The 17,522-nt window shown below is 33.7% G+C and carries 8 protein-coding genes; 4 read left to right on the plus strand and 4 right to left on the minus strand.

Annotation, left to right across the window (positions count from 1 at the left end):
* The first annotated feature begins 173 nt into the window (after nt 1-173).
* The 3 genes from ACM39_RS14615 to ACM39_RS14625 are packed head-to-tail and all read left to right on the plus strand — an operon-like array spanning nt 174 to nt 8,466.
* A complete protein-coding gene (locus tag ACM39_RS14615) occupies nt 174-5,204 on the plus strand; it encodes a translocation/assembly module TamB domain-containing protein (RefSeq protein ID WP_082140616.1) in 5,031 nt (1,676 codons plus the stop codon).
* Complete coding sequence (locus ACM39_RS14620; RefSeq protein WP_048511797.1) at nt 5,204-7,525, plus strand: BamA/TamA family outer membrane protein; 2,322 nt, start codon at nt 5,204-5,206, stop codon at nt 7,523-7,525. Before ACM39_RS14615 ends, ACM39_RS14620 begins: the two co-directional genes overlap by 1 nt.
* A 2-nt stretch (nt 7,526-7,527) precedes the next feature.
* Nucleotides 7,528-8,466, plus strand: coding sequence for a YihY/virulence factor BrkB family protein (locus tag ACM39_RS14625; protein ID WP_048511798.1), 939 nt, complete (start codon nt 7,528-7,530; stop codon nt 8,464-8,466).
* Between the two features lie 37 nt (nt 8,467-8,503).
* On the opposite strand, the gene argS is transcribed toward ACM39_RS14625, so the two are convergent.
* From argS to ACM39_RS14640, 3 genes are all read right to left on the minus strand, one after another.
* Nucleotides 8,504-10,264: an arginine--tRNA ligase gene (gene argS, locus ACM39_RS14630; protein ID WP_048511799.1), complete on the minus strand. Its 1,761-nt coding sequence runs from the start codon at nt 10,262-10,264 to the stop codon at nt 8,504-8,506.
* 92 nt (nt 10,265-10,356) lie between these two features.
* Nucleotides 10,357-11,784 (minus strand): SusD/RagB family nutrient-binding outer membrane lipoprotein, encoded by a 1,428-nt coding sequence (locus tag ACM39_RS14635; RefSeq protein WP_048511800.1) that lies wholly within the window; start codon nt 11,782-11,784, stop codon nt 10,357-10,359.
* A 12-nt stretch (nt 11,785-11,796) separates the two neighbouring features.
* Nucleotides 11,797-14,796: a SusC/RagA family TonB-linked outer membrane protein gene (locus tag ACM39_RS14640; protein ID WP_048511801.1), complete on the minus strand. Its 3,000-nt coding sequence runs from the start codon at nt 14,794-14,796 to the stop codon at nt 11,797-11,799.
* A gap of 135 nt (nt 14,797-14,931) precedes the next feature.
* Between ACM39_RS14640 and ACM39_RS14645 the strand changes: the two genes are divergently transcribed.
* The gene (locus tag ACM39_RS14645; protein ID WP_048511802.1) at nt 14,932-15,516 is read left to right on the plus strand and encodes a ribonuclease HII; all 585 of its coding nucleotides are present in this window, start codon (nt 14,932-14,934) and stop codon (nt 15,514-15,516) included.
* A gap of 114 nt (nt 15,517-15,630) precedes the next feature.
* Here ACM39_RS14645 and yidC read toward each other — a convergent pair whose 3' ends face one another.
* Nucleotides 15,631-17,427 (minus strand): membrane protein insertase YidC, encoded by a 1,797-nt coding sequence (gene yidC, locus ACM39_RS14650; protein ID WP_048511803.1) that lies wholly within the window; start codon nt 17,425-17,427, stop codon nt 15,631-15,633.
* Nucleotides 17,428-17,522 lie beyond the last annotated feature (95 nt).

Below are 17,522 nucleotides of genomic sequence, written 5' to 3' on the forward strand. Positions count from 1 at the left end.
AAATCCAGGCTTTGGTTGCCTTCATCAACTAATTCACTTCACTTCGACTAAACTAAATTCCATAAAAGGCAACCAAGGCAGGATTTTTGTACTCAGAAACAGGTACCACAACAGAGATAATTAACATAAATTTCCCAAATGATTTATTATCTTTGCTTTAAACCCTGTCACATTTGAAACTGAAAATCAACAAAAGAAAGCTATTGAGGCGTATTGCCATAACCTTTATTTCGATATTGGTTTTTCTTACCCTGCTCATATTAAGCTTAAGACTTCCTGCTGTTCAAAACTTTATCAAAGACAAACTTGTTGTATATCTTGAGAAAAAAATCAAGACAAAAGTAAGTCTGGAAAAAGTTTACATAGGATTTCCAAACAGCCTTATTATGGAAAATCTGTATTTAAAAGGCCAGGATATCGATACACTTTTGGCTGTAAAAAAGCTTGACGTCGGCTTAAATATGCTTAAACTTATCAATTCTACTGCAGATATCACATCTGTTGATTTAGAGGGGGTTCGTGCGAATGTTGTAAGAAAACCTGATGGAAAATTTAATTTTGATTATATTATTAGTGCTTTTGCAACGAGTGATAAAGAAGAAAGCCCGTCAAAGCCTTTCATTATTTCTTTAGATAAAATTAATTTAAAGGATATTGGTGTTACTTTCAATGATCAGCAATCTAAAAATGATATACAACTTCACTTCAATTCTTTTGATACAAGAGTGAAAAAGTTTGATTTAAGTAAAAATACATATGCTGTCAATGATATTAATCTTGACGGATTAAAATTAAAACTAAAACAGGATCTTGTAGAGGAAGTCGCAAAGAAAGTTGAGAAAAAAGTAGATTCTCTAAACGATAAAAAACCAATGAACATTGGTTTAAGAGGAATCAAACTGACCAATTTTGACATCGATTACGGAGATGATAATACCAAAACTTTTGCCAAGGTTTTATTTAAAGAATTAAGCACCAAAATCAACAAGCTTGACTTGGAAAACAATGCTTATAATGTAGCCAATGTTTTCCTTTCGGGAGCAGATATTAATGCCAATCTTTATCTTCCGGCTCAAGATGCCAATCCTAAAAATGCCAAAGAGCCTGAAGTTTCAAAGGCTTCCGATAAAGAAAAAGCAATTCGGCTTCTTTTAGGAAAATTAATTTTTAATGATGTAAAAATAGCATACAACAACACCGCCATTGCTCCTACAAAACAAGGAATGGATTTCAATCACATGAATTTTTCTAAAATGAATGTTGAGGTTCGAAGTTTCAAAATGGAAAATAATACTTTCGCGGGAACGGTAAATTCTGCGGAAATTCAGGAAGCGAGGGGGTTGGATATCCAAAAATTCAACACGGATTTTGTATATGGTGAAAAAGAAGCATATCTAAAAGATTTATACCTGCAAACTCCAAAAACGCTTTTGCGCGATGAGGTTGTTTTAAATTATAATTCAATAGATCAATTGGCCTCAAATCTTGGAGCTGTAAAAATTTCCGCTAATATTAAAGATTCAAGAATAGGTTTCGCTGATATCCTAAATTTAGTTCCGGCTTTACGTAGTACAGTTCCCTTCAACAAATATCCAAACGCTATTTTGAATGTAAATGCCAATGTGAAGGGCAGCGTAAATGATTTGTTGATTAACAATCTTAAAGTTTCAGGTTTAGATCAATTAAGAGTTTCAGCATCAGGAAGGATTAAAAATGCCATGAATCCTGATAATCTGTATTATGATTTAAGAATTGCAGAGCTTTCTTCGTCAGCAAAAACCATCTTTAATTTAGTTCCGAAAAATACAATTCCTTCGAATATATCTCTGCCTTCACATTTCAGTATTAAAGGTACTGCAAAAGGTACAACGAAAGTAGTAGACACCAATCTTAATCTATACTCTACTCTTGGAAACGCATCTCTTATCGCACAAGTAGATATGCGAAAAAAGAATCACGAATTGTACGATGTGAAAGCCAATATTCAAGGCTTACAAATCGGAAAAATCATTCAGAATAAAGATATCGGGGCAATTTCTGCACAGATTTATGCAAAGGGAGAAAGTTTTGATTTCAAAAATGCAAAAGCGGTTTTAAAAGGACATGTTGCTTCCGCGGTTTACAAAGGTTACCGTTATCAAAACATGAATCTGACAGGGAAAATCAATCGTGGGGCTTATCATATTATTCTAGATTCCGCAGATCCCAATGCTAATTTAAAACTAACGGCATCCGGAGTTTACAACGAAAAGAATCCTACTGTAAAAGTAAATGGAGAAATTATAAAACTTGATATCAACAAGCTTGGTTTCTATGAAAAACCAATGATTATTGCAGGAAAAATAGATGGTGATTTCTCAAATTTAGATCCTGATAATCTGAACGGTTACTTGAATCTACAGAATTTTGCCTTTTCAGATACGAAAGAAGTTTATCCTGTTCAGGAAGTGAATCTGAAGGCTTCTTCTACGAATGATTCAACCAAAATTGTTCTCAATTCTCAGATTGCGGATGTAGAATTGTCCGGAAAATATAAACTGACTCAGATTTTCGGATCATTAGCAAATACAATTAACCAATATTATCAGTTCCAAAAACCCGGAAAAGCTGAAAAAATTCAGGCAGGACAATTTTTCACCTTTAATGCTAAAGTTAAAAATGATGATTTGATAAGAAAATTCGTACCGGATTTGAAGAGTTTTGAAACCATAACTTTAGTTGGAAATTATGATGCAGATTCACAGAAAATTGAAGTTGACGGACAAGTTCCACAACTGCTTTACGGTGAAAATTCCATTGAAAATACTACAGTAAAAATCACCAATGAAAACCAGGCTTTACAATATGCTCTGAATGTTGCAGCTTTAAAAAGCCCAAGTTTGGCTTTAAATAAAGTTAGTATCAACGGAGATATCGCAGATAATACAATCAATTACAACATCACAACGAAAGATGAAAAAGATGCAACGCAGTTCCTGATTGCCGGAAATGCAAAATCATTAAATGATATTACTGAAATTTCTTTAAATCCCAATGGTTTAAAATTAAATTATACAGATTGGACAGTGGCTGAAGGAAATAAAATCCAAATCAGCAGTAAAGGTATTTTGGCGGATAATTTCAGGCTCTCAAATGCAGGAAGTGAAATTTTATTACAATCAGAAAGCAATACCCCCAATTCCCCTCTAAATGTTTCGTTGAAAGATTTTAAAATAGAGACAATTACAGAACTGATTAAAAAAGATACTGTTTTAGCAAGAGGAACGATTAACGGAACCGCCCAGCTTCGAGATTTAACGAAAAAAATGACATTTACTTCCGATTTAAGTATAACAGATTTAATTGTTTACGGAAGTCCGGTTGGAAATCTTACCGCAAAAGTAAACAACACTTCTACAAATATTATCAATGCCAATATTGCCCTTTCCGGAAATAATAATGATGTGACAGTATTGGGCGATTATAACACTTCTTCAAGCACATTTGATTTGAATATGGCTATCAACAGACTTCAGATGAAAAGTGTTCAGGGCTTCTCTATGAATGCGATTACCAATACAGAAGGTTATATTTCAGGAAATCTGAAAATTACAGGAAGTACTGATAAACCGAATATTCTGGGGAAAGTAAAATTCAACGACGTTGGATTGGATATTGCAAAAACAGGAAGTGATTTCCGAAAATTGAATGATGAAATTGACTTTACAAACAGAGGAATAGAGTTTGACAACTTCAAGATCAACGATAAAGATGGAAATTCGCTAAAAATCAATGGTCAGGTTTTAACCCAGACTTATAGAGATTTTGCCTTCAATCTTGATGTAAATGCCAAAGATTTCAAGGTTGTCAATTCTGAAAAATCAAACGATGCCATGATGTACGGGATTCTGGCAATTGATGCAGGATTGCACATTCGCGGAAATTTAGACTTACCAAAAGTTGACGGAAGGCTGGCTGTTTCTGATGATACAGATTTTACTTTTGTACTTCCTCAATCCAGTCCCACATTACAGGAAAGAGAGGGAATTGTAGAGTTTATAGACCAGGATCAGGTTGTTTTAAATAAAACCATCAAAGCTGACTCTCTGAAAGCCCAAAGTAGAATCAAAGGTATGGATGTAAGTGTAAACATTGAAGTGAGCAAAGAGGCAAAAATGTCGATTGTCATTGATAAAGCTAATGGAGATTTTGTGAAGCTCCAAGGTGAAGCAGAATTGACAGGAGGAATTGATCCTTCAGGAAAAACAACTTTAGTGGGTGTTTATGAAGTGGAAAAAGGGACTTATGAGCTTTCTGTAAGCCTTCTAAAACGTAAATTTGATATTCAAAAAGGAAGTACAATTACATGGACAGGCGAACCCACTGCTGCAATCATGGACATTACCGCCGTCTATAAAACCGAAACTGCTCCTCTCGACCTGGTGGAACAACAGCTCAGCGGTGAAAGCGCTTCTACAATGAATCAGTATAAACAAAGAATACCTTTTAATACTTTATTGAAAATGAAGGGTGAGCTTTTAAAACCACAAATTAGTTTTGATATCACTACAGATGACAAGAATAATGCAGTATCATCAGCAGTTCTAGGGACAATTGATGCAAAATTAGCCCAGCTAAGAACCCAGGAATCTGAAATGAATAAGCAGGTTTTTGCCTTACTTTTATTGAATCGTTTCATCGGAGAGAATCCATTTGAATCCAGCACCGGAATGTCTGCCGAATCTATGGCAAGGCAAAGTGTAAGTAAAATTCTTTCTCAACAATTAAATAATCTCGCAGCAGGCCTGATAAAAGGAGTTGACATCGATTTGGGTCTTGATTCTTCTGAAGACTATTCAACCGGAGAAAAAAATACAAGAACTGATCTAAATGTGGGATTGAGCAAAAAACTGTTGAATGATCGTCTGAAAGTTTCGGTGGGAAGCAATTTTGCACTGGAAGGTGATGCACGTCAAAATGAAAATACAACGAATATTGCAGGAGATGTAACCGTAGACTACAGCCTTTCAAAAGACGGAAGGTATATGCTTCGTGCGTATCGTAAAGATGAATATCAGGTAGCTCTTCAGGGACAAATCATAGAAACGGGAGTCGGCTTTATCATCACCTTAGACTATGATAAATTCCGTGAGATTTTCCAGAAAACAAAAAAAGACAGAGCTAAAAAACAGAATAAGAATAACCAAGTGGTAGAATTTAAATAATGAAAAGTAAACTTAATATCTATAAATATTTGTTCGCTTCGGGATTCGCCGCAGTTAGTCTTTCATGCAGCAATACGAGATTCTTGAAGGAAGGACAAATGCTGTATACCGGCGGAGAAGTAAAAATCGAAAATGACACCATTCTGAAAAAAGAAAAAAAAGAACTCCAGACAGCTTTGGAGGCTAATTTAGTTCCAAAACCCAATTCAACATTTTTGGGATTAAGACCTAAATTATATTTCTACAATATCGCCAAAGAACCTAAAAAAGACAAAGGTTTTAATTATTGGCTAAAATATAAAGTAGGTGAAAAACCTGTTTTATTGGGAGATGTCGATCGTGAGTTTAACAAAGATATTATTGAAAATTATTCTGAAAATAAGGGATATTTCAATGCAAGAGCAACTTACGATACAATCTCTAAAAATAAAAAAGCAAAGGTTATCTATACGTTAAGACCAGGCTCAAGATATTTAATAAGCAATGTTAAGTTTCAGCAAGATTCTTCGCTTGTGAATAAGGAAATTCAGGCTTTAACCAACAAAACTTTACTTAAATCCGGCAAACCCTTTGACCTAGATGTTATTAAAAATGAAAGGGAGCGTATTGATAACGGTTTAAAGGAGAGGGGCTTTTATTATTTTAGTGATGATAATATTATTGTTCAGGCAGACAGTACCGTGAGTAAAAATCATAAAGTAGAACTTAATGTAAAACTAAAAGATGACACTCCGGATTTAGCAACCGAACAATTCAGTATAGATAAAGTTATTGTTTTTCCAAATTATAATATTCAGGATGTAAAAGACGGGAAATATCAGGTTCCGATGGATAAGGATTCTCTTTCGAAATATGCATATGATGATATATACGTGATTGATCCCCAACATAAATTTAAGCCGAAAATTTTCGACAGAGCATTGTATTTTAAGAAAGGAGATTTATACAACCGTTCAAATCATAACCTATCTCTAAACCGCTTGATCAGTTTAGGTGTTTTTAAATTTGTAAAAAATGAATTTATAGTTTCAGATTCATTAAGCCATAAATTTGACGCCTATTATTTATTAACGCCAAGACCAATTCAGTCACTCAGGCTGGAAGCTTTAGGAAGGACAAACTCTGCAAATTACGCAGGGAGTGAACTAAACCTGAATTGGACACACAGAAATTTCTTCAAAGGAGCAGAGCAATTCAAGGCTTCCATTTACGGCGCTTTTGATTTCCAGATGGGAGGTGGTGACAACGCGCAAAATCTTTTCCGTGCAGGAACAAATGTTCAGCTTTCGATTCCTAGAATTGTTGCACCTTTCCGCTTTAATTCGTCAAGTGCTTTTGTCCCTAGAACGAATATTACTTTGGGATATGAGTTCCAAAACCGAACCCAATATTATACTCTTAATAATTTTAATGCATCATTCGGCTACGTCTGGAAAGAAAACGCAAGAAAAGAACATGACTTAAAAGTAATTGATATTACACTTGTTTCTCCCGCAAATGTGACTCAAGCTTTTTGGGATCAGGCAAAAACACCGGCTTCGCAAAGAATCGTTGAGGAACAGCTGATTTTCGGGCCAACTTATTCTTATACTTATACCAATACAATGCTTCCTAAAACCAATACCATTTATTATAAAGGAACATTGGATTTGGCAGGAAATATTACAGGTCTGGTAACAGGAGCTAATGTAAAAAAAGATAAACAAAAAGAAATTTTCGGTATCCCGTTTAGTCAATATGCTAAAATTGAAAATGATTTCAGGTTCTATCACAAATTTGCTGAAAAGAGTTCGTTTGCTGCAAGATTTATTGGAGGAATCGCATACCCGTACGGAAATTCTGAATTTGTACCTTTCTCTAAGCAGTTTTTCTCAGGAGGAAGCAACAGTATCCGTGCCTTTCGTGCAAGAACTTTAGGACCGGGTAGTTTTGATCCCAGAACAGTTCCAGCTGGTACTTTTATGGATCAGTCGGGAGATATTAAGTTAGAATTAAATGCGGAGTACCGCGCTAACCTTTATAAATTTTTAAATGTTGCAGCTTTTGTAGATGCAGGGAATATTTGGTTATTACATGACGATATAGACAGGCCGGGAGCAAAATTTTCTAAAGAATTTTTAAGCGAAGTTGCGGTTGGAGCCGGAGTTGGTCTGAGACTTGATTTTTCTATCTTAGTTTTAAGATTAGATCTGGCAATGCCGCTGAGGGTTCCTTATTACGAAAAGAATGACAGATGGGCTTTTGATAGAATAGATTTTGGCAATCCAAGCTGGAGAAGAGACAATCTTATTTTGAATATAGCAATCGGATATCCTTTCTAAAGATGGTAAAAAACATAAAATTTTTCTGGGAGGTTCTAAAGGAAACCTTCAGCGAATGGAATAATTCTTCTGCTTCAAAGGATTCGGCAAGCCTGGCTTATTATGCAATTTTTTCGATTCCTGGATTATTGATTATAATCATTTGGATTGCAGGAAATTTTTTCGGTGAAGAAGCCATTCGCGGTGAAATCAGTCATCAAATAAGTGGAATTATGGGAACAGATGTTGCCAAAAGCATTGAAAATATGATTGCCGGAGCTTTGATTGACAAGCAAAATATTATTATGAAAGTTGTGGGTGTAGGATCATTGGTTTTTGGTTCCACTACCCTTTTTTTTCAGCTTCAGCATTCATTGAACAGTCTTTGGGATGTGCAGGCTGCACCGAAAAAAGCCTTGATCAAATTTCTTTTAGACAGGGCCAATTCATTGGGAATGATTCTCATTCTTGGATTTCTATTAATGATAACAATGGTCTTAACTTCATTAATAAGTGTCTTTAATAAAATAATTACTCAATATTTTGGCTTCGAGACATATATGTTGGTGGAAGTTATAAACTTTGGGGTAAGTTTCGGATTTGTTATGTTACTCTTTGCTATGATGTTTAAAGTACTTCCGGATGTCCAAATAAGTTGGAAACCCGTTTGGAAGGGAGCTTTTGTTACAGCTATTTTATTTACACTAGGAAAGTTTTTATTAAGCCTTTATTTTGGAACGGCAAAGCCTACATCAGCATTCGGGACAGCCGGAACGGTTATTCTGATTATGATGTGGATTAATTATTCCTGTATGCTTGTCTTTTTTGGAGCGGAATTTACTAAAGTTTATGCTATAAAAAAAGGTTACAAAATCAGCCCTTCAATACATGCAAAATGGAGCGATGCTAAACTATACGAAGAAAGTATTAAAAATCAAAAAGCTAATGAATCTCAAACTTAAAAAATAAAGCCTCTTAAAAAAATTAAGAGGCTTTATTTTACATTCTGTTTACTGTTCCTATTCCCAATAAACCTAAAGATTTTTGTATTGTTTTTGCCGTAAGATCTGATAAATTCAAACGGAATTGTTTTAAATTTTCATCTTCCAACTTCAAAATGGGGTTACTTTGATAGAATGAATTGTAAGATTTAACCAAATCATAAACATAGTTTGCCACCAAAGCCGGACTTAGTAATTCTGCCGCTTTTGAAACTATTCCTTTATAATTTATCAATTGCATAATCAATTCTTTTTCAGATTGATTCAGCTCAATTTTAGTAACTTCATTTTGTTCAAAATTAGCTTTAGCCAATAAAGACTGGATACGAGCATATGTATATTGAATAAACGGTCCTGTATTCCCATTAAAATCAATACTTTCTTCAGGATTAAACAACATTTTTTTCTTTGGATCAACTTTTAGCATGAAATATTTTAATGCTCCCATTCCTATATTCTCATAGTTAGCATTCTTTTCTTCCTCAGTAAAGTTTTCCAACTTCCCTAATTCTTCAGATTTAGATTTTGCAATATCATGCATTTCCTGCATCAAATCATCAGCATCTACAACGGTTCCTTCACGGGATTTCATCTTGCCGTTTGGTAATTCAACCATTCCGTAAGACAAATGATACAACTGAGCTGCCCAGGAATATCCGAGTTTTCCTAAGATCTTAAATAAAACCTGGAAGTGATAATCTTGTTCGTTTCCAACTGTGTAAATTAACTTTTTAATATCATTTTGTTTAAAACGTTCTACAGCTGTCCCCAAATCCTGAGTCATATATACAGAAGTACCATCTGAACGTAATAAAAGTTTCTGATCAAGACCTTCATCCGTCAAATCACACCAAACAGAACCATCTTCTTTTTGGTATAAAACACCTTTATCCAAACCTTCCTGAATAAGATCTTTTCCTAGAATATAAGTGTTGCTTTCATATTGAACCTGATCAAAATCTACCCCCAATCTTTTGTAAGTCTCATTAAAACCTTTATACACCCAAGAATTCATTTCGTTCCAAAGATTTCTTACTTTTTCATCCCCATTTTCCCAATCCAGCAACATTTTTTGAGCTTCCTTCATCAAAGGGGCATCTTTGTTAGCCTGCTCTTCTGAAACACCTTGAGCTACAAGTTCAGAGATTTCTTTTTTATATTCCTGATCAAATTTCACATAATAATTTCCTACGAATTTATCACCTTTTGTATCAGTTGTTTCGGGTGTTTCACCTTCTCCAAATTTTTCCCATGCCAACATCGACTTACAGATATGAATTCCCCTGTCGTTGATGATTTGAGTTTTAATTACATCATATCCATCCTCTTTAAGAATCTGAGCCACAGAATATCCCAACAGGTTATTTCTAATGTGACCCAAATGCAAAGGTTTATTGGTATTCGGAGAAGAATATTCCACCATTACCGTAGAATTTTTCTTTTCTATTGTATCAAAATCACTAGTAATATATTTAAAATTATCTACAAAGAATTGATTTTTAATTTTTACATTAAGAAAGCCTTTAACAACATTGAAACTTTCCAATATTTCTGTTTGTTCTGTCAAAGCTTCGCCTAATTCTACAGCAATACTTTCAGGGTTTTTCTTTAATTGTTTCACCAATGAGAAAGTAACAATCGTAAAATCACCTTCAAATTCAGTTTTATTTTCCTGAACTTCCAGATTAATGTCCTTCAATTGATAAACATTCAAAATAATCTCTGAAAGCTTCTCTATTATTATATCTTTAATATTCATTTCAAAATTTTGAATTACAAATATACGGAAATAAAAAAACCGCCCGAAGGCGGTTTTATATGAATGTTAAAATATTAAAATTTGTTCTAGAATTAGAATTTATCCCAGAAAAGTTTTGTTGTAGCTTTATCACCTCCCATTTTATCTCCCGCTGCTTTTACATTAGCTCCATTCAAAACATATTCTTGGTCTGAATAAGGCATTCTGTAAGGTACAGATGATAAATTAGATTTAGGAGGGTTAACTAAAATTGGATTATCTAATCGTCTTGTAAAATTCCAACTAGCAAATCCTCTATTAAACATTGCTATCCATGCTTGAACTCCAATTGACTGTTTCCAATTAGCAACATTATATGGATTTGCAGCTAAATAAGATGTTGTATTTGCAGCACTTACTCCATTTTCATTCATTGAAGCGGTAACTGCAATATTATAAAGATTTGAAGCAGTATCTCCAACCGAATACCCTCTAGCCGCAGCTTCTGCCTTTAAAAATGCAACTTCTGCATAACTTAATAAGTTAGATGAGGCGGTTGAAGATCTGAAGAAAGAATTTAATTGAGAATAGTTAGTATAAGGGTTATTCAACTCTCCAAAAACACCTCCTTTATAAATTCCTCCAACTTTTGTAAACCATGCATCCATTCTAGGATCAGAAAGACTATTCATAGTATTAACTACTAATTCACTAGGTACAAAATCATTTCTATTAGAAGCCACTAGATTATCAAATACAGGATTTGAAAATGTATTTCCATCATATTTAAATTTATAAGCTTCTAAATCGGAAGAAATCACGCCAGCTGCAATTGCAGATTCAGCAGTAGATTTAGATAAAGCAGGATCTTCATCTGCTAAATTCATAGCTAATCTTAACTTAACAGAATTAGCAAATTTAACCCATTTAGACATATCACCATAATAAACTAAATCACCAGTATTATATCCTTTCGATGATGAATTTACTGTAGTAATGACATCATTAATGCGTTTAATTAAATCAACATAAATAGTTTTAGCATCATCATATTTAGGAGAGAAAATTTCATCAACTTTTAATGCTTCCGAATAAGGTACATCACCATATGTATCTACCAAGTTCTCCCAAACAAAAATTTCTTCAATCTCTAAAGTTGCTAATTTATTAGCTTTAACATCACTAGTATTAGCTTCTTTTTCTAAATTTGTCTTTGCTTGTCTAATATTATTTAATGTATATACATACATTCTATTAAAATGATTACGTGGTTGATTACGAGTAATCAAATCATATTGAGTCTCTTGTGGATATTGAGTTTCTGCCCATTGTTGTGTAAAAAATCTATAATTATTGAAGTTTACACTTGGATTATCCATATAATATGAAGATTGAAACAAAGCTGTGGCCAATAAATTTTCTGATGGAAGAACCGATGGGTGCTTAGGATCTTCATTAAGTGAAGTTAAATCACTTTGGCATGAAACTAGTCCCAAGCCTACAAATGCTGATACTAAAGTTATTTTTATTATATTTTTCATTTTTAACGTAATTTAGAATTTAAATGTTACATTCACTCCAACATCTCTTGTTGTTGGCATAGAACCAATAGACCATCCGTAAGAATTTATTCCCCCTCCAATCATTGCTTCAGGATCAGCATGAGGCAAGTTTTTATGAATAATCCATAAATTTCTTCCTACAATAGAAATCTTAGCATCGTAAATCTTTGTTCCTGCTAATAGAGATTTAGGTAACATATATCCAATGCTTGCCTCTCTTAATTTAATAAATGAGCCATCATAAACAAACTCTTTTGAAGGTTGTGTTTCATATCCATAATTACTTCCTGTTGTAAATTGAGATAATGCAATATTATTTGGAGTTCCATCAGGTAAAACACCAGGAAGAATCACATCTTTATCTCTATAATCACCTATTGCAGATTCTTTATAGAGACCAGTATCCATACCATAATACATATCTGTAGAAAATACATCACCTCCTTTGCGCATATCAATTAAGAAACTTAAAGAAAAACCTTTATATGTAAAACTATTTCTAATACCCCCAATCCAGTCAGGAGTCGTATTTCCGATAACTTGATTCGGATTTGTTTGATAGATACCTGTATCAGGATCGATCACTCTCTGTCCATTTAAATATACATAATCAGAACCAACAAGTGTCCCCCAAGCTTCTCCAACTCTAGCATTTAGTGAAACACCTCCTTGGAAACTATTCAATAGTAGATTTGTAATTCCTGGATAAAGATCAACAACTTTATTGGTATTTTTAGACCAGTTAGCATCGATATTCCATGTAAAATCTTTAGTTTTTATTGGCACTAATCCTAGCTGTACCTCATATCCTGTATTATCAATTCTACCTGCATTAATAACTTTACCTGTATACCCTGTACCAGAAGACACTGGAAGTGTGATAATTTGATTGATTGTTTTAGTCTTGTAATAAGCAAAATCTAATGTAATTCTATCTCTTAAAAAGTGAACTTCAGTACCAACTTCAAATTCTTTAGATCTTTGAGGTTTTAAATCTGCCTCTGCTTTTGTTAAAATAGAATTATATAATCCCACACCACCTTGAGCTCCAGTAAAAATACCTGCAGATGTATAATAGTTTGCTAATTGATAAGGATCAGCAGTACCACCAACTTCAGCGTAATTAGCTCTTAATTTCCAGAAATTCATCCAATCTTTCGTTTTTAAAATTTCTGAAAGAATTAATGACCCTGTAATTGAAGGATAATTATATACGTTATTTGCTGAAGGAAGTGTTGAACTTTGATCAACTCTCCATGTTCCATCTAAATAGAACATTTTATAGAAATCAAAAGAAGCTGTTACGTATCCTGAATTAGTTTGTACCGTAGATTCATTTTCATCTGGCGCTAAAGGTGCTTTAACAGAATTAGATAACGCATAAATACCTGGTACAACCAAGCCTCCTTCAGTAGAAGCATAAACCGAATTTAAATAATTTCTTCTAATATTCCCTCCTAAAACCCCAGAAACATTAATATTATCAGTAATATCAAATTTATAATTTGCCATTAAATCATAATTTGTTTCTGTTCTTGTAACATCTCTTCTTGCATAACCTGAAGTTACATCATTACCTGATCTACCAAAAGGCTGAGAAATTGACCCAACTGCTACTCTGTTTTCCGCGAATAAATTGGATCTGTCATAAGAAACTTTACCTGTTAATGATATATTATCTAATAAATCATAGGTCACCTGAGCATATGTGAAATTTCTAAATCTCCTATCAGTTGTATAATTCTCATATGCCTGGAAATAAGGGTTATTCCAATAAGCAGCACTTCCATCAGTATCTGACTTTCTATTCCACGACACATTTCCATAATAAGCATTTGAGTTACCTGCATTTTGAAAATATGCTCTTTGCTGCTCTTTCAAATCAACATTTGTTTGCCACCATTGTCTAAATCCTGTAACAGTGTTATCAGAATATCCAGTTATACTACGTCCTTTTGTATCTTGCAATGTCATTGTAGAATAAAAAGAAGAGTGTAATTTAGGTGTTAAATCGTAATTAATTTTTAACGAGAAATTATTTTTATTAATATGAGAGTTAGGCATTAAACCGTCTGTCATCATATTATCATAAGTAAAACTAATATTCTTTCCTTTCTGTCCTTTTTCTAATGTTACACTATTAGTATAAGTAGTTGGATTATTAAAGAATTTAATCGGTCCATTTTTAGCTGCTACCCATGGTGTCGCCTTTCCATAATTAGGAGATGTAGGATCGTAGGAATCCCATTGATAGACTAATAAATTAGGATCAAATTTTGGTCCCCATGAAGCATCATCTCCAAAATTAACATTATTAATTCCATTTGCTCCTTGTGAAGAAAACTCCTGTGCATAACCTGCTCCATATCGTGTTTGATATTCAGGGAAAGTAGATTTATCGATAAAACCTACATTTACAGAAGATGATAATGTAACCCCCCAAGAACCATCATCCTTTCCTTTTCCATTTTTGGTCGTAATGACAATTACACCATTTAAACCTCTTTCTCCGTATAGAGCCGACGCAGCAGCCCCTTTTAATACGTTAATAGACTCAATATCTTCTTGATTTATGTCCGATAATGCATTACCATAATCAACATTTTTTTCTTGAGTATAAGTATTATTCACAGGTGAACCATCTATAACAATTAATGGGTTACCTCCACCTAAAGACTTCACACCTCTAATTAATAAGTTTGAAGAACCTCCAAAGTTATTACTTGTCGTAACATTTAAACCAGCGACCTTTCCTGAAAGTTGAGAAGCTATATTACCTGTATTTGTTGTTCCGTCTGATAATGCACTCCCTTTAATTTCCTGAGAAGCATATCCAAGAGATTTTTTCTCTCTTTTAATACCTAGCGCAGTTACTACTACGCCCTCAATGTCTTGAGTTTTAATACTATCACTTTTCTTTTGCTGAGCATTTGCTACAGCTAGAGATGAGGATAGTACTAACACAAGCACACCAGCTGTTAGTTTCTTCATATCAAATTATTTTTTTGTACCGTACAAATTTGTAAAACTTTCCTAATAAAACAAAACAAAAACATAAAAAAATGTTATTTTTATCATAGTTTTTAAATTATTCTTACTTTTGTATTATTAGAAATGTTAATTTTTATGGAATTGATAAAAAAATGGACAAATCTTTACGTAGAGGCAGGATGCGATGAAGTAGGTAGAGGATGTTTAAGTGGTCCAGTAGTGGCTGCAACTGTAATTTTGGATGAAAATTTTAAACAAAATTTAGTTAATGATTCCAAAAAATTAAATTTTAAAACCAGAATGGGACTTGATGATTATATAAGAAATAATGTCAAAGATTTTGCAATCGCAGAACTTCCTCCAAAATTCATTGATGAACATAACATTCTGAATGCTAGCATACACGCAATGCATCAAGCGTTAGATAAATTAACCATGAGACCGGAGTTTATTTTAGTTGACGGAAACAAATTCCATCCTTATAATTATATTCCACATCAATGTATTATTAAGGGAGATTCAAAAGTTTTATCTATTGCGGCAGCATCTATTTTGGCAAAAAATTACAGGGACAAATTAATGATCGAGCTTCATGAAGAATTTCCTCAGTACGGCTGGGACACCAACTTTGGGTATGCTACTAAAAAACATCAGGAAGCCCTGGTAAAGCATGGTCCAACAAAATACCACCGTCAATCTTTCAGATTAAAGTATGATTAAATTCTTTAAGCCGTGAATTATAAAATCCACAAACCCCAAAGTAAAATTTAAACTCTGTCTAAATAAAAAAAGAGAAGCAATATTTGCTTCTCTTTTTTGTTATATTAGGTTATTTTATTTCTTTTTACCTCTTGGCTCTTGTGCCTTTTGCTGCTCCTGAGCTTTTTCCATCATCTCTCTCATACGTTTTTGGAATTTACCTTCAGTTTTTGGCTTTTCTTTATTCGCTTGAATTTGTGCATGAATTTTCTTTTCATCCAAAATCACATACTTAATGACTAAAATAATCAAGATATTAATCGCATTCGATACAAAATAATACCAAGAAAGACCAGATGCCGAAGTATTCAGGAAAAATAAGAACGTAATCGGGAATATATACATTAATACTTTCATATTTGGCATACCTTCCTGCTGTGGCTGCTGCATATTTCCAGAAGTCATAATAGTATAAATCAAAATCACGACTGTACATGCAAGAGCAAAAACACTCAGATGATCTCCCAGAAAAGGAATTTTAAATGGCAATTTAATCAAATCATCATATGCCGTCAAATCCTTTGCGAACCAGAAGCCTTTACCTCTCAAATCAATAAAGTTCGGAAAGAAACGGAATAATGCATAAAAAATCGGAATTTGTACCAATGCCGGCAGGCATCCTGCCATCTGATTCACTCCAGCTTTTCTGTAGATCTCCATGGTAGCTTGTTGTTTTTTCATAGGATCTGCATCTTTTAGCTTTGCATTGACCTCATCAATTTCCGGGCGAATCACTCTCATCATTGCACTCAGCTTATGCTGCTTGTACATGATGGGTGATAAGATCAATTTAACAATAATTGTCATTACAAAAATCACCCAACCTGCAGATAATCCCCAACCAGCAATTATACTATACATCCACATGAAGAAATAACGATTCATCCATCCAATGAAAGACCAGCCCAACGGTAAGATTTCGTCAAAGTTTTTATCGTAAGATTTTAGCAGTGGTAAATCCAATGGCATAAAATACCAAGTAAAATCCTGATTCAATTCGCTTCCAGTCATTTGAACGAAGCCTTCATAGTTAAGCTTTTTCAAATATTCACCTTCTTCAACCGTTTCCTGATTTCCTTTACTGTGAGTGAATCCATTTTTAGCCTCAATCACTGAAGAGAAAAACTGTTGTTTTACACCAATCCAATTAAGTGTTTCTTTCTCTTCATCCATCGTTGTTCTTCCGTCATAGTCATAATCTTTATAATTATTAAATGCATACGAGAATTCTGAGTGAGACTGCTCCTGAGCTCTACCTTTTTCAAGGTTTCTGACACTGTAATCCCAGATAAAATCTGCTTTATTATCAGAAGTAATTTTAGCTAGGCCTTGTGTTCTTACTTTAAAATCTAATGTATATTTTGGAAGTAATGTATAAATAAATTGAATGACAGCGCCATTGTAATTAGCCGTCATCGTCACTACATTCCCGTTTACAGCCGGAGCAAAAACTAAATCTTTAGTGTTAATTACTTTTCCTGTTTTGTCCTTGAACTGGAAACCGTAGTTTGAATTATTTTTAGTGATCAGATAAAGCGGAAGATCAGCCTTATCAGTTTTATGATCGTAGGCTTTGTATTCTGAAAGCTCTACTTTAGAAACCTGCCCTCCTAAACTTGCAAATTCAATATTCAATTCTTTGTTTGAAAGCTTCGCGGTCTGAATTGCATTAGGAGTTACATTTGGATTGATATTGCTTGCCTGAGTTTGTTTTACAGCATTTTTTACTTGTTCAGTCTTTTGTTGCTGAGCTTTTACCTCTTCTTCTTTTGATTGTTTGTTCTGGAAATAAAACATGAAACCAAAAAGAACCAAACATAAAACCGCAAAACTAATCATTTGACTTTTATCGAGTCCGTTGTTCTGTTGCATTTTATCTTAATTAAATTTTTACTATTAAATGTGTATTGCGAAATGCTATACATTTTGAGTCGACAAAAATACTGTTTTTTTATCAAAACTCTATG

It is taken from the genome of Chryseobacterium sp. FH2 (assembly GCF_001045455.1).
In the GTDB taxonomy this organism is placed as follows: domain Bacteria; phylum Bacteroidota; class Bacteroidia; order Flavobacteriales; family Weeksellaceae; genus Chryseobacterium.

Coding starts and splice junctions, on each gene's coding strand:
- ACM39_RS14635 (WP_048511800.1), bottom strand. CDS start 11,784: ATGAAAAATATAATAAAAATAACTTTAGTATCAGCATTTGTAGGCTTG.
- ACM39_RS14620 (WP_048511797.1), top strand. CDS start 5,204: ATGAAAAGTAAACTTAATATCTATAAATATTTGTTCGCTTCGGGATTC.
- ACM39_RS14640 (WP_048511801.1), bottom strand. CDS start 14,796: ATGAAGAAACTAACAGCTGGTGTGCTTGTGTTAGTACTATCCTCATCT.
- ACM39_RS14645 (WP_048511802.1), top strand. CDS start 14,932: ATGGAATTGATAAAAAAATGGACAAATCTTTACGTAGAGGCAGGATGC.
- argS (WP_048511799.1), bottom strand. CDS start 10,264: ATGAATATTAAAGATATAATAATAGAGAAGCTTTCAGAGATTATTTTG.
- ACM39_RS14625 (WP_048511798.1), top strand. CDS start 7,528: ATGGTAAAAAACATAAAATTTTTCTGGGAGGTTCTAAAGGAAACCTTC.
- yidC (WP_048511803.1), bottom strand. CDS start 17,427: ATGCAACAGAACAACGGACTCGATAAAAGTCAAATGATTAGTTTTGCG.